Raw genomic sequence first — 14210 nt, 5'->3', positions numbered from 1 at the left:
GACCTCCCGGTTAGGCTGCTCGGGCCGCCGGAGACCTGTGGTGTCCGGCACGCCCCCGTACCCCAATCGGCAGAGGGAGCGGATTCAAAACCCGCGCAGTGTGCGTTCGAGTCGCACCGGGGGCACCGCGTCATCCGTCGGCCCACCGGCCGACACCGCGGCCAGGTGCCGTTCCCGGTCTGCGCTGAGCCGCTTCCCGTGTCCCGACCGGGAGGCGCTCCGGCCCGGTCGGGACCGTCCCCGACCCGTGTCCCTGGCTGGGTCGGCGCCGCCGGCCGGGGTCGGGTCGACACCGCCGTCCCTGACGGGGGTCCGGCGCGACCGCCGCATACGGTGGGCGCGTGAGCGAGCCCACGTCGTCCCCGGCAGCCCCGCACATGACCCCGGAGGAGTTCCGCCGGCACGGCCACGAGGTGGTCGACTGGATCGCCGACTACTGGACCCGCGTCGGCACCCTCCCGGTCCGCTCCCCCGTCTCGCCCGGTGACGTGCGGGCCGCGCTGCCCGAGGCGCCGCCGGAGACCGGTGAGCCGATCGCCGCGGTCCTGGCCGACCTGGACCGCGTCGTCCTCCCCGGGATCACGCACTGGCAGCACCCCGGCTTCCTCGGCTACTTCCCCGCCAACACCTCCGGCCCGTCGGTGCTGGGCGACCTGGTGTCGGCCGGCCTGGGCGTGCAGGGCATGTCGTGGGTGACCAGCCCGGCGGCCACCGAGCTCGAGCAGCACGTCATGGACTGGTTCGCCGGCCTCCTGGGCCTGCCGGACTCCTTCCGCTCCACCGGCACCGGCGGCGGCGTCGTCCAGGACTCCAGCTCCGGCGCCAACCTCGTCGCGCTGCTCGCGGCGCTGCACCGCGCCAGCGGCGGGGCGACCGTGCGGCACGGCGTGGTGCCCGAGGAGTACACCGTGTACGTCTCCTCCGAGACGCACTCGTCGATGGAGAAGGCCGTGCGGGTCGCCGGCCTCGGCAGCGACGCCGTCCGGATCGTGGAGGTCGGCCCCGACCTGGCCATGCGGCCGGCGGCCCTGGCCGCCCGGCTGGAGCGCGACGTCGCCCGTGGGCTCAAGCCGGTGCTGGTGTGCGCCACGGTGGGCACCACCTCCACCACGGCCGTCGACCCGCTCGCCGAGATCGGACCGATCTGCCAGAGGTACGGGGTCTGGCTGCACGTCGACGCCGCCTACGCCGGCGTCAGCGGCCTGGTGCCGGAGCTGCGCCCGCTGCAGGACGGCGTCGAGTGGGCCGACAGCTACACCACCGACGCGCACAAGTGGCTGCTCACCGGCTTCGACGCCACGCTCTTCTGGGTCGCCGACCGGGGCGCCCTCACCGGAGCGCTGGCCATCCTGCCGGAGTACCTGCGCAACGCGGCCACCGACGCCGGCACCGTCGTCGACTACCGCGACTGGCAGATCGAGCTGGGCCGGCGGTTCCGTGCCCTCAAGCTGTGGTTCGTGCTGCGCTGGTACGGCGCCGAGGGGCTGCGGGCGCACATCCGCTCCGGTGTGGCGCTGGCCCAGGAGCTGGCCGGCTGGGCGGCGGCCGACGACCGCTTCGAGGTGGCCACGCCGCATCCGCTGTCGCTGGTCTGCCTGCGGCCCACCTGGCCCGCGGACGTCGACGCCGACGTCGCCACCATGACGCTGCTGGAGCGGCTCAACGACGGCGGCGAGGTGTTCCTGACCCACACCACGGTGCGCGGCCAGGTCGTGCTGCGGGTGGCCATCGGCGCGCCGACGACGACCCGCGCCACCGTCGAGCGGGCGTGGGCGCTGCTGTGCGAGGGGCACGACTGGCTGGCCGCCGACTTCGCCGACCAGGCCGCCGAGCGGGCCCGCCTGGACGCCGAGCGCCGGGCCGACGCCGAGCGCCGGGCCGAGGCCGAACGCCGGGCCGAGGCCGAGCGTGCGGCCGCGGCGCAGGAAGCCGCGGCCCAGGAGACGACTCCCCAGGAGGCGGCTCCCCGGGTGGAGACCGACCAGGAGTCCCCCGCCGAGCCCGCCTCCCTCGAGGCCCCGGCTGCGCAGGACGAGACCGCCGCCCAGGCGGAGGCCCAGCAGGAGCTCGCCGGCGAGGTCGGCGCCGGCTGAGCCGGCCGGGACCTCGCGGGCGCGGTCAGGCCTCGAGGTCCCGGAGCAGGCCCTCCTGGGTCACCGTGGCCACGTGGGTGCCGTCGGCGGCCCAGATCTGGCCGAAGCACAGCGCGCGACCGCTCGAGGCGGCCGGGCTGTCGGTCTCGTAGAGGAACCACTCGTCGGCGCGCACCGTGGCGTGGAACCAGACGGCGTGGTCGAGGCTGGCGCCCACGTACCGGTCGGCCCAGCCGCCCAGGCGGGCGAGGCCGGCGCCGAGCAACGTGAGGTCGCTGACGAAGGTCAGGGCGGCGGCGTGCGTCGGGCCGTCGTCGGGCAGCCGGCCGGCCACCCGCATCCAGACCCGGGTCTGCGTGTGCGGCGGCGACTTGCGCCGGCGGAGGAACGGGTCCTCCAGCGGCCGCTGCTCCACGGCGCGCGACAGCGACTCGGTGAGCGCATCGGGCCGGCCGTGCCGCCGGCTGAGGTCCGCGAGCGAGGGCAGGTCCTCGGGGCGCGGCACCTCGGGCATCGGCAGCGAGTGGGAGACGACGGCCGGCTCGGCGCGGTGGAAGTCCGCGGTCAGCGCGAAGATCGCGACGTTCTCGCCCTTGCGGTGCTGGAAGCCCAGCACCCGGCGGGTGGTGAAGGAGCGCCCGTCCCGGATGCGGTCGACGACGTAGCGGATCTCCTCCGTGGGGTCACCGGGGCGGAGGAAGTAGGCGTGCAGCGAGTGGACCGGCCGGTCCTCCGGAGCGGTGCGCTCGGCGGCCATCAGCGCCTGGCCGGCCACCTGGCCGCCGAAGATCCGCTGCAGGCGCGTCGTGGGGGTGCGCCCGACGAAGACGTCGGGGTCGCGCTCCTCGAGGTCGAGCACCGACAGCAGCGCCGCGACCTCGTCCTCACCGCCCTCGGTGACCGGCCGGTCCGGGCTCACGAGTCGGTGCCGACTTCGTGCACGCGGATGAGGTTGGTCGAGCCGGTGGTGTTGGGCGGGCTGCCGGCGACGACGACCACGCGGTCGCCCTCGCGGAGCCGGCCGATCGACAGCAGCGAGAAGTCCACCTGGCGCACCATGTCGTCGGTGTGCGACACCGAGGGCACCAGGAACGTCTCCACGCCCCAGGACAGCGCCAGCTGGCTGCGGACCCGGCCGTCGACGGTGAAGGCCAGCAGCGGCTGCTTCGGGTGCAGCGCGGCCAGCCGGCGGGCGGTGTCGCCGGTCTGGGTGAAGGTCGCCAGCGCCTTGACGTCGAGGCTCTCGGCCACGTCGCGGGCGGCACGGACGATCGCCCCCGAACGGGAGCGGGAGCGGCGCAGCAGCTCCGGCGCGCGGGTGTCGTCGCCCTCGACGGCGGCGATGATCCGCTCCATCGTGCGGACGGCGGCGATCGGGTAGCGGCCCACCGAGGTCTCCCCCGACAGCATGACCGCGTCCGCGCCGTCGAGGACGGCGTTGGCGACGTCGGAGGCCTCGGCGCGGGTGGGCCGGGAGTTGCTGATCATCGACTCGAGCATCTGGGTGGCGACGATGACCGGCTTGTTCCGCTCGCGGGCCGCCTGCACGGCCCGCTTCTGCACCAGCGGCACCTGCTCCAGCGGCAGCTCCACGCCCAGGTCGCCGCGGGCGACCATGATCCCGTCGAAGGCCTCGACGATCGCCTCGAGGTTGGCCACCGCCTCGGGCTTCTCCAGCTTGGCGATGACCGGGACGTAGACGTCCTCCTGGCGCATGATGTCGCGGACCAGCTCCACGTCGGCCGGCGAGCGCACGAACGACAGCGCGATGAAGTCCACCGACAGGTGCAGGGCGAAGCGGAGGTCCTCGGCGTCCTTGTCCGACAGCGCCGGCACGCTCACCGCGACGCCGGGCAGCGACAGCCCCTTGTTGTTGGAGACCTCACCGCCCTCGACGACCAGGCACCAGACGTCGGGGCCGGTGACCTCGACGACGGAGAGGGCGAGCTTGCCGTCGTCCACGAGCAGCCGGTCACCGACGCGGACGTCGTTCGACAGGTTCTTGTAGGTCGTGGACACCCGCTCGGCGGTGCCCTCGACGTCCTCGACGGTGATGCAGACCCGGCTGCCGGTCACCCACTGCACCGGCCCGTCGGCGAAGGTGCCCAGCCGGATCTTGGGCCCCTGCAGGTCGGCGAGGACGGCGACCGCGTGGCCGGTGGTGTCCGAGGCCTCGCGGACCAGGCGGTAGGCGGTCGCGTGGTCCTCGTGCTTGCCGTGGCTGAAGTTCAACCGCGCCACGTCCATCCCGGACTCGACGAGGGCGGTGATCTGCTCGAGGCTGCTGGTCGCGGGTCCGAGAGTGCAGACGATCTTGGCGCGGCGGGACATGCCGACAACGCTAGTGGGCGGGCCTCCCACCTGCCGGGACCGCCCCTTGCGCGCGACGCCTGGTGGGACGGATGGCGAGAGCCGGGTCCCGTGGTACGGGACCCGGCTCTCCTCCGGTGGTGGGGCCGGCTCAGCGGAGGGCGACCGCCGTGGGGGTCACCGGCCGCGGCAGCATCGACTCGCCACCGGTCAGGTAGGCGTCGACCGCACCGGCCGCCGAGCGGCCCTCGGCGATCGCCCAGACGATGAGCGACTGGCCGCGGCCCATGTCACCGGCGACGAAGACGCCGGGCACGGTGGACATGAAGTCGCCGTCGCGGGAGACGTTGCCGCGCCCGTCGACGTCGGCGCCCAGGCCGTCGACGAGGCCCTCGCGCTGCGCGCCGGTGAAGCCCATGGCCAGCAGCACCAGCTGGGCCGGCAGCTCGCGCTCGGTGCCCTCGACCTTCTGGAACCGGCCGTCGACCCGCTCGACCTCGTGGATCAGCAGCGCGCGGACGTGGCCCTCGTCGTCGCCGAGGAACCGCTCGGTGTTCACGCTGAACAGCCGCTCGCCGCCCTCCTCGTGGGCGCTGGAGACCCGCATGACCATGGGGTAGGTCGGCCACGGGTTGTCGGTCGCCCGGCTGCCGGGCGGGGCCGGCATGATCTCCAGCTGGGTCACCGAGGCCGCGCCCTGGCGGTGGGCGGTGCCGAGGCAGTCGGCGCCGGTGTCACCGCCACCGATGATCACCACGTGCTTGCCCGTGGCGGTGATCGGCGGGTCGTCCAGCTCGCCGAGCGCCTGCCGGTTGCCGAAGGGCAGGTACTCCATGGCGAGGTGGATGCCGCGCAGCTCCCGGCCCGGAGCGGGCAGGTCGCGGCCGATGGTCGCCCCACCGGCGAGGACGACGGCGTCGTACTCCTCGCGCAGCGCCTCCACCGACAAGTCGTCGGCACCGCTGCCGCCCACCTCGACGCCGGTGACGAAGCGGGTGCCCTCGGCGCGCATCTGGTCCAGCCGCCGGTCCAGGACGGACTTCTCCATCTTGAACTCGGGGATGCCGTACCGGAGCAGCCCGCCGATGCGGTCGGCCCGCTCGTAGACGGTCACCTCGTGACCGGCGCGGGTCAGCTGCTGCGCGGCGGCCAGGCCGGCCGGGCCGGAGCCGACGACGGCGACCTTCTTGCCCGTCTGCTCCTGGGCCGGCTGCGGGGTCACCAGGTCGCGCTGGAACGCCTGGTCGATGATCTCCCACTCGATCTGCTTGATCGTGACCGGCGACTCCTGCAGGTTCAGCACGCACGCGCCCTCGCACGGGGCCGGGCACAGCTTCCCGGTGAACTCCGGGAAGTTGTTCGTCGCGTGCAGCCGCTCGATCGCGTCACCCCAGTCGTCGCGCCGGGCCAGGTCGTTCCACTCGGGGATGAGGTTCCCCAGCGGGCAGCCGTGGTGGCAGAACGGGATGCCGCAGTCCATGCAGCGGGCGGCCTGCTGGCGCACGGCCGCCACCGGGAAGACGGCGTCCTCCCCGCTGTCGCGGGTGAGGTAGACGTCCTTCCAGTCGAGGATCCGGACGTCGACCGGCCGGCGCGGCGGCAGCGCGCGGTCGTACTTCAGGAACCCGGTCGAGTCAGCCACGGGTGGCCTCCTGTCGGTGGGCGGGGAACGGGGTGGGGCGGGTCGCCGGCTCAGCCACGGGCGGCCTCCATGACGGCGCGGTCGACGTCGACCCCGGCGGCCTCGGCGGCCCGGCGGGCCTCGAGGGCCCGGCGGTAGTCGCGCGGCATGATCACGCTGAACTGCTCGGACCAGCGGCCCCAGTCGGCCAGCAGCGCGGCGGCCACCGGCGACTCGGTGTCGGCCTGGTACCGGGCCAGCACGTCGCGCAGCCACTGCGCCGACTCGCCGTCCAGCGGCTCGATGTCGACCATCTCGCCGTTGACCCGGTGGCGGGCCAGGTCGAGCACGTAGGCGATGCCCCCGGACATGCCGGCCGCGATGTTGCGCCCGGTCGGCCCGAGGATGACCGCCCGGCCACCGGTCATGTACTCCAGCGCGTGGTCGCCGACGCCCTCGACGACGGCCAGGGCACCGGAGTTGCGGACGCAGAAGCGCTCGCCGACCCGGCCGCGGAGGAAGATCTCCCCCGCCGTGGCGCCGTAGCCGATGACGTTGCCGGCGATGACGTTGTCCTCGGCGGCGAAGGTCGCCTCGCGGGACGGCCGGACGACGATCCGCCCGCCCGACAGGCCCTTGCCGACGTAGTCGTTGGCGTCGCCGAACAGCCGCATCGTCATGCCGCGGGGCACGAAGGCACCGAAGGACTGCCCGGCCGACCCGGTGAAGGTCAGGTCGATGGTGCCCTCGGGCAGGCCCTGGCCGCCGAAGCGGCGGGTGACCATCGAGCCCAGCATCGTGCCGACGGTGCGGTTGACGTTGCGCACCGGCAGCTCGAGGCTCACCGGCCGCGCGTCGAGCAGCGCGCCCTCGCACAGCTGGATCAGCGTCTGGTCCAGCGCGACGTCCAGGCCGTGCTGCTGGTCGCGGACCTTGTGCCGCGCCGCCCCCTCGGGCAGCTCCGGCACCGCGAGCATCGGCGACAGGTCCAGGCCGGCGGCCTTCCAGTGGTCGACCGCCTTGCGGGTGTCGAGCAGCTCGGCGTGGCCGACGGCCTCGTCGATCGACCGGAAGCCCAGCTCCGCGAGGTAGTGGCGGACCTGCTCGGCGAGGAACTCGAAGAAGGTGACCACGAACTCCGGCCGCCCGGTGAACCGCTTGCGCAGCTCCGGGTTCTGCGTGGCCACGCCGACCGGGCAGGTGTCCAGGTGGCAGACCCGCATCATGATGCAGCCGGAGACCACCAGCGGCGCGGTCGCGAACCCGAACTCCTCGGCACCCAGCAGCGCGGCGATGACGACGTCCCGGCCGGTCTTCAGCTGGCCGTCGACCTGCACGGTGATCCGGTCGCGCAGGCCGTTGGCCAGCAGCGTCTGCTGGGTCTCGGCCAGCCCCAGCTCCCAGGGGGAGCCGGCGTGCTTGAGCGAGGTCAGCGGCGCGGCGCCGGTGCCGCCGTCGTGGCCGGAGATCAGCACGAGATCCGCGTGCGCCTTGCTGACGCCCGCAGCGACCGTGCCGACGCCGACCTCGGCCACGAGCTTGACGTTGATCCGCGCCTCGTTGTTCGCGTTCTTGAGGTCGTGGATCAGCTGCTTGAGGTCCTCGATCGAGTAGATGTCGTGGTGCGGCGGCGGGCTGATCAGGCCCACGCCCGGCGTCGAATGCCGGGTCCGCGCCACCCAGGGGTAGACCTTGGCGCCGGGCAGCTGGCCGCCCTCGCCGGGCTTGGCGCCCTGGGCCATCTTGATCTGGATGTCGTCGGCGTTGACCAGGTACTCGCTGGTGACGCCGAACCGGCCGCTGGCCACCTGCTTGATCGCCGAGCGGCGCAGGTCGCCGTTCGGGTCGGGGGTGAAGCGGTCGGGGTCCTCCCCGCCCTCACCGGTGTTGGACTTGCCGCCGAGGCGGTTCATCGCGATGGCGAGGGTCTCGTGCGCCTCCTGGGAGATGGAGCCGTAGCTCATCGCCCCGGTCTGGAAGCGCTTGACGATCTCGCTGACCGGCTCGACCTCCTCCAGCGGCACCGGCGGGCGCACGCCGGTCCTGAGCGCGAAGAGCCCGCGCAGGGTCGCCGCCTCCTCGGAGAGGCGGTCGATCTCCTGGGTGTAGCGCTCGAAGACCTCGTACTGGCGCGACCGGGTGGAGTGCTGGAGCAGGAACACCGTCTCGGGGTTGAACAGGTGCACCTCGCCCTCGCGGCGCCACTGGTACTCGCCACCGGTCTCCAGCCGGCGGTGGGCCCGCTCGGTCGGGTTCTCCGGGTAGGCGCGGCGGTGGCGCATCGCCACCTCCTCGGCCAGGACGTCGATGCCGACACCGCCGAGCGGGGCCGACGTCCCGGTGAAGTACTCGTCCACCAGGTCCTGGGACAGGCCGACGGCCTCGAAGATCTGCGCCATCGTGTACGAGCCGACGGTGCTGATGCCCATCTTGCTCATGACCTTCAGGACGCCCTTGCCCAGCGCCTTGACCGTGTTGCGGACGGCCTGGGCCGGCTCCACGCCGGTCAGCGCGCCGTCGCGGATGAGGTCCTCGATGGACTCGAAGGCCAGGTACGGGTTCACCGCAGCGGCGCCGTAGCCCAGCAGCAGCGCCACGTGGTGCACCTCGCGGCAGTCGCCGGACTCGACGACCAGGCCGACCTCCATGCGGGTCTTCTCGCGCACCAGGTGGTGGTGCACGGCCGCGGTCATCAGCAGCGACGGGATCGGGGCGCGCCGCTCGTCGCAGTCGCGGTCGGACAGCACGATGATCCGGGCACCGGCGGAGATCGCCTTGGAGACCTTGGTGCGCAGCTCCTCGATCGCCCGGGCCAGCGCCTCGCCGCCGCCGGTGACGTCGAAGTGGCCGGTGATCCGGACGGCGGCGTAACCGGGCAGGTCGCCGTCGTCGTCGATGTGCAGGATCTTGGCCAGCTCGTCGTTGTCGATCACCGGGTACGGCAGGAACACCTGCCGGCAGGACGCCGGGGTCGCCCGCAGCAGGTTCTGCTCGGGGCCGAAGGTGCGCCCGAGGCTGGTGACCAGCTCCTCGCGGATGGCGTCCAGCGGCGGGTTGGTCACCTGGGCGAACAGCTGCCCGAAGTAGTCGTAGAGCAGCCGCGAGCGGTCCGACAGCGCCGCCACCGGGGTGTCGGTGCCCATCGAGCCGATCGGCTCGGCGCCGCTGGAGGCCATCGGCGTGAGCAGGACCCGCAGGTCCTCCTCGGTGTAGCCGAACAGCTGCTGGCGGCGGACGACCGACTCGTGGCTGGGCCGGGCCCGGCGCCGCTCGGGCAGCGTGGGCAGGTGCACGAGGCCGGCGTGCAGCCAGTCGCCGTAGGGGTGCTCGGCGGCGAGGGCGCCCTTGACCTCCTCGTCGGACACGATCCGCCCGGCGGCGGTGTCGACGAGGAACATCCGGCCCGGCTGCAGCCGGCCCTTGGCCACGACCTCGGAGTCGGGGATCTCCAGGACGCCGACCTCGCTGGCCAGGACGACGAAGTCGTCCTTGGTGTGCCACCAGCGGCCCGGGCGCAGCCCGTTGCGGTCGAGGACGGCGCCGATGACCGTGCCGTCGGTGAACGCGACCGCGGCCGGCCCGTCCCACGGCTCCATGATCGAGGAGTGGAACCGGTAGAAGGCCCGCCGGGCGGCGTCCATCTCCTCGTGGTTCTCCCACGCCTCCGGGATCATCATGAGGACGGCGTGCGGCAGCGAGCGGCCGGACAGGTGCAGCAGCTCGAGCACCTCGTCGAAGGTCGCCGAGTCGCTGAAGTCGCTGGCGGTGACCGGGAAGATCCGCTCCAGGCCCAGCTCGCTCGCGGGGCCGGCCGGACCGTCGAACAGCTCGGTCTCGAGCTTGGCCTCGCGGGCCCGCATCCGGTTCCGGTTGCCCTTGATGGTGTTGATCTCGCCGTTGTGCGCGATCAGCCGGAACGGGTGGGCCAGCGGCCAGCTCGGGAAGGTGTTGGTCGAGAACCGGCTGTGCACCAGCGCGATCGCCGACTCGTAGCGCTCGTCGCGCAGGTCGGGGAAGAACGCCGGCAGCTGGTCGGTGGTCAGCATGCCCTTGTAGGTCAGCGTCCGGGACGACAGCGACGCGATGTAGAGGGAGCTGCCGGCCTCGCGGGCGGCCCGCTCGGCCCGCTTGCGCAGGACGAACGAGCGCCGCTCCAGGCGGGTCACGCCGTTGCACACCACGTTGCCGCCGAACGCGGTCGCGTCGGCGCGGGCGCCCATGGTCTCGGCGACGAACACCTGGGCGAAGTGCGGCATGACCGCGCGGGCGGTGGGACCGAGGTCGGCGCCGTCGGGGTCGACCGGCACCTCGCGCCAGCCGAGGACGGTCAGGCCCTCCTCGGTGGCGATGCGGGCGACGTCCTCCACTCGGGCGGCCCGCTCGGCCTCGTCCACCGGCATGAACGCGATGCCCACCGAGTACTCGCCGACCGGCGGCAGCTCGAAGTCGACGCTCGCGCGCAGCAGCGCGTCGGGGACCTGGGTCAGGATGCCGGCGCCGTCACCGGAGTTGGGCTCCGAGCCGGCGGCACCCCGGTGGTCGAGGTTGTGCAGCGCGGTCAGGCCGGCGGCCACGATGGCACGCGACCGGCGCCCCTGGACGTCGGCCACGAAGGCCACACCACAGGCGTCCTTGTCGTTGGCCGGGTCGTAGAGGCCTGCGGCCGGCGGCACCGCCGAGAAGGGCACACCCGACGTGCGGGCGGCCGGAGAGAGGGGGGCGGAGAACCCGGTCATGTCACTCCCGTCGTCGGCTGACACCCCGCCCTCGAGGGAGGTGCGGAGCGGGGGCTCACTGCGGAGCCCGGCCGGTGGTCAAGGGCGGAGCAGGCGGCACTGCGGCGAGCACGGACGCCGGGGAACGCGGTACCCGGGCAGTTCGGCTCGTGGAAGCCCAGCGGGTGGTGGCCGCGGGGCTGTCGTCCGCGGGGCGGCGCTGGCCCGGTTCCGACGCGTGGACCCGCCCAGGATCACTGGTGGGTCAGGGGGAAGGGTACACAGCCGTAACACGGACTCCAGCCACGGAAACCGGTGGTCCGGCGGCTCCGGTCAGGCCGGATCGCGGGGCGGGTGACCCTCGTCACCGGGCCGGTCGTCGTCGCTGCCATCGGCGCTGGTGAGAGGCGTGGCGGACGCCGTGGCGGGGGTGCCGTCGTCGCCGGCGCTGTCGCTCTCGTCACGCGTGCGGTCGAGCACCTCGCGCGGCCGGCCCCGCATCAGGACGAAGTAGGCCAGCGCGGCCAGCCCGACCACGGCGGCGGTGAAGACGTTGAGCCGGACGCCGAGGAAGGTGTTGGCCGGGTCGATGCGCAGCAGCTCGATCCAGAAGCGGCCGGCGCAGTAGGCGGCCACGTAGAGGGCAAAGGCGCGACCGTGGCCGAGCCGGAAGCGGCGGTCGGCCCACACCACCAGGGCGGCGGCGGCGAGGTTCCACAGCAGCTCGTAGAGGAACGTGGGGTGGAAGTACCCGAGCACGACCGGGTCGCCGGCCGCGTCGGTCACCGCGCGGGTGCCGGTCCACTCGTGGATGCGCAGCGCCCAGGGCAGGTCGGTCGGCCCGCCGTAGAGCTCGTTGTTGAACCAGTTGCCCAGCCGGCCGACGGCCTGGGCGACCAGCAGGCCCGGGGCGATGGCGTCGGCGAAGGCCGGCAGGGGGATGCCGCGGCGGCGGCAGGCGATCCAGGCGCCGACCCCGCCGAGGGCGATGGCGCCCCAGATGCCCAGGCCGCCCTCCCAGATGGCGAAGGCCTTGAGCGGGTCGCCGCCCTCCCCGAAGTAGGGCTGCGGGGTGCTGACGACGTGGTACAGCCGGCCGCCGATGATGCCGAAGGGCACCGCCCAGACGGCGATGTCGAGCACCTCGCCGGGGCGGCCGCCGCGGGCCACCCACCGCTTCTCGGTGATCCAGCAGGCCAGCACGATGCCGGCGATGATGCACAGCGCGTAGGCGCGCAGCGGCAGCGGCCCGACCTCCCAGACGCCCTGCGTCGGGCTCGGGATCGCGGCGAGCGCGGTCACGCCGACACCCGCTGCCGCACGCCCTCGGCCAGCTCGGCCGACAGCGCGCGGACGCCCTCGGCACCGCGCCCGTCGAGCATCTCCCGCACGTAGGCCGATCCGACGATGACGCCGTCGGCGAACGCGCCGACCTCGGCGGCCTGGGCGGCGTTCGAGACGCCGAGCCCGACGCACACCGGCAGGCCCGGACGGGCCTCGGCGACCGCCTCGCGGGTGCGGGCGACCAGCCGCTCGGCGGCGTCGCCGACGGTGGCACGGGTGCCGGTGACGCCCATGGTGGAGGCGGCGTAGACGAAGCCCCGGCAGGCGGCCACGGTGGAGCGCAGCCGGGCGTCGGTGGAGGACGGCGCGACGAGGAACACGCGGTCGAGGTCGGCGGCCTCCGCCGCGGCGACCCACTCGGCGGCCTCGTCGGGGATGAGGTCGGGGGTGATGGCCCCCGCTCCCCCGGCGGCGGCCAGGTCGGTGGCGAACCGCTCGACGCCGTAGCGCTCGATCGGGTTCCAGTAGCTCATGACCACCGGCACGGCCCCGGCGGCGGCGACCGCCTCGACGGCGCGCAGCACGTCGCGCATGCCCACGCCGGCCCGGACGGCGACGTCCACGGCCTGCTGGATCACCGGCCCGTCCATGCCCGGGTCGCTGTAGGGGACGCCGACCTCGACGACGTCGGCGCCACCCGCCACCGCGGCGGTCATCGCCGCGATCGAGGTGTCGACGTCGGGATACCCGACGGGCAGGTAGGCGATCAGCGCCGCGCGGTCGTGCGCCCGCGCCCCGGCGAGGGCGTCCTCCAGCTTGCTGCTCATGCCTGCGACCCCGCGTCCCGGCCGGCGACGGCCTCGTCGTTGCTGACCGCGCCCTCGGTGGGCTGCTGGTCGGTGTCCAGCCCCGGACCGGGGTCGACGTCCTCGCGGTCGCCGAGCCCGAACCAGCGGGAGGCGGTCTCGACGTCCTTGTCGCCGCGCCCGGAGAGGTTCACCAGCAGCAGGGCGTCCGGACCCAGTTCCCGCCCGAGCGTCATCGCCCCCGCCAGCGCGTGCGCGGACTCGATCGCCGGGATGATCCCCTCGGTCCGGCACAGCAGCGCGAAGGCCTCCATGGCCTCGGCGTCGGTGACCGGCCGGTACTCGGCCCGCCCGATGGCGTGCAGGTGGCTGTGCTCCGGGCCGACGCCCGGGTAGTCCAGCCCGGCGCTGATCGAGTGGGACTCGATGGTCTGGCCGTTCTCGTCCTGCAGCAGGAACGAGCGGGCCCCGTGCAGCACCCCCGGCGTGCCGCCGGTGATGGTGGCCGCGTGCCGGCCGGTGTCCACGCCGTCGCCGCCGGCCTCGAGCCCGACCAGCCGCACGCCCTCGTCGGGCACGAAGGCGGTGAAGATGCCGATGGCGTTGGACCCGCCACCGACGCAGGCGAGGACGGCGTCGGGCAGCCGGCCCGCCCGCTCGAGCACCTGGGCACGGGCCTCGTCGCCGATGACCCGCTGGAAGTCGCGGACCATCGCGGGGAACGGGTGCGGGCCGGCGACGGTGCCGAAGACGTAGTTGGTCGTCTCGACGTTGGTCACCCAGTCGCGGAAGGCCTCGTTGATCGCGTCCTTCAAGGTGCGCGAGCCGGTGGTCACCGGGATCACCTCGGCACCCAGCAGCCGCATGCGGGCGACGTTGAGCGCCTGGCGGCGGGTGTCCTCCTCGCCCATGTAGACGGTGCAGGACAGCCCCATGAGCGCCGCGGCGGTCGCCGTCGCGACGCCGTGCTGGCCGGCGCCGGTCTCGGCGATGACGCGGGTCTTGCCGATCCGCCGGGTGAGCAGCGCCTGGCCCAGCACGTTGTTGATCTTGTGCGAGCCGGTGTGGTTGAGGTCCTCGCGCTTGAGCAGCACGCGGGCGCCGCCGGCGTGCTCGGCGAAGCGGGGCACCTCGGTGACCGGGCTCGGCCGGCCGGTGTAGTCGCGCTGCAGCGCGGCGAACTCGCGGAGGAAGGCGGGGTCGACCCGCATCGCCTCGTAGGCCTCGGTGAGGTCGTCGAGCGCGGCCACCAGCGCCTCGGGCACGAACCGGCCGCCGAAGATGCCGAAGTGGCCGGTCGCGTCCGGCCAGCCCGGACGCGCCGGGAGCTGCGGTTCTCCGGTCTGCGGCGGGCTGGTGGTCGTCATGGCCCCAGAGTAAG

8 protein-coding genes and 1 tRNA gene are annotated in these 14210 nt (G+C 73.9%); 2 read left to right on the top strand and 7 right to left on the bottom strand.

Annotation, left to right across the window (positions count from 1 at the left end):
• Window positions 1–51 precede the first annotated feature (51 nt).
• Window positions 52–125 (top strand) — tRNA-Leu (locus ACI79R_RS15145).
• Between the two features lie 216 nt (window positions 126–341).
• Window positions 342–2093, top strand: coding sequence for a pyridoxal-dependent decarboxylase (locus tag ACI79R_RS15140; RefSeq protein ID WP_456574471.1), 1752 nt, complete (start codon window positions 342–344; stop codon window positions 2091–2093).
• 25 nt (window positions 2094–2118) lie between these two features.
• On the opposite strand, the gene ACI79R_RS15135 is transcribed toward ACI79R_RS15140, so the two are convergent.
• The 7 genes from ACI79R_RS15135 to trpB form a co-directional block, all read right to left on the bottom strand.
• Window positions 2119–3012, bottom strand: coding sequence for an acyl-CoA thioesterase (locus ACI79R_RS15135; protein WP_456574470.1), 894 nt, complete (start codon window positions 3010–3012; stop codon window positions 2119–2121).
• On the bottom strand, window positions 3009–4424 hold the full coding sequence (gene pyk, locus ACI79R_RS15130) for a pyruvate kinase (protein ID WP_456574469.1): 1416 nt from the start codon (window positions 4422–4424) through the stop codon (window positions 3009–3011). Before pyk ends, ACI79R_RS15135 begins: the two co-directional genes overlap by 4 nt.
• A 130-nt stretch (window positions 4425–4554) precedes the next feature.
• On the bottom strand, window positions 4555–6045 hold the full coding sequence (locus ACI79R_RS15125; RefSeq protein WP_456574468.1) for a glutamate synthase subunit beta: 1491 nt from the start codon (window positions 6043–6045) through the stop codon (window positions 4555–4557).
• Between the two features lie 50 nt (window positions 6046–6095).
• A complete protein-coding gene (gltB, locus tag ACI79R_RS15120) occupies window positions 6096–10760 on the bottom strand; it encodes a glutamate synthase large subunit (RefSeq protein ID WP_456574467.1) in 4665 nt (1554 codons plus the stop codon).
• Between the two features lie 312 nt (window positions 10761–11072).
• Complete coding sequence (gene lgt, locus ACI79R_RS15115) at window positions 11073–12041, bottom strand: prolipoprotein diacylglyceryl transferase (RefSeq protein ID WP_456574466.1); 969 nt, start codon at window positions 12039–12041, stop codon at window positions 11073–11075.
• Window positions 12038–12850, bottom strand: coding sequence for a tryptophan synthase subunit alpha (gene trpA / locus ACI79R_RS15110; RefSeq protein WP_456574465.1), 813 nt, complete (start codon window positions 12848–12850; stop codon window positions 12038–12040). The genes lgt and trpA overlap by 4 nt, the downstream gene beginning before the upstream one ends.
• Window positions 12847–14196 carry a tryptophan synthase subunit beta gene (gene trpB, locus ACI79R_RS15105; protein ID WP_456574464.1) on the bottom strand — a complete coding sequence of 450 codons (1350 nt, stop codon included), beginning with the start codon at window positions 14194–14196 and terminating at the stop codon, window positions 12847–12849. The genes trpA and trpB overlap by 4 nt, the downstream gene beginning before the upstream one ends.
• Window positions 14197–14210 lie beyond the last annotated feature (14 nt).

It is taken from the genome of Blastococcus sp. SYSU D00820 (assembly GCF_054050695.1).
The sequence above is the reverse complement of the archived record's forward strand: the minus strand, read 5'-3'. Positions and strand labels throughout refer to the sequence as shown.

Bases quoted from the DNA above. Each gene is read 5' to 3' on its own strand.
- pyk (WP_456574469.1), bottom strand. From the start codon at position 4,424: ATGTCCCGCCGCGCCAAGATCGTCTGCACTCTCGGACCCGCGACCAGC.
- gltB (WP_456574467.1), bottom strand. From the start codon at position 10,760: ATGACCGGGTTCTCCGCCCCCCTCTCTCCGGCCGCCCGCACGTCGGGT.
- trpA (WP_456574465.1), bottom strand. From the start codon at position 12,850: ATGAGCAGCAAGCTGGAGGACGCCCTCGCCGGGGCGCGGGCGCACGAC.
- trpB (WP_456574464.1), bottom strand. From the start codon at position 14,196: ATGACGACCACCAGCCCGCCGCAGACCGGAGAACCGCAGCTCCCGGCG.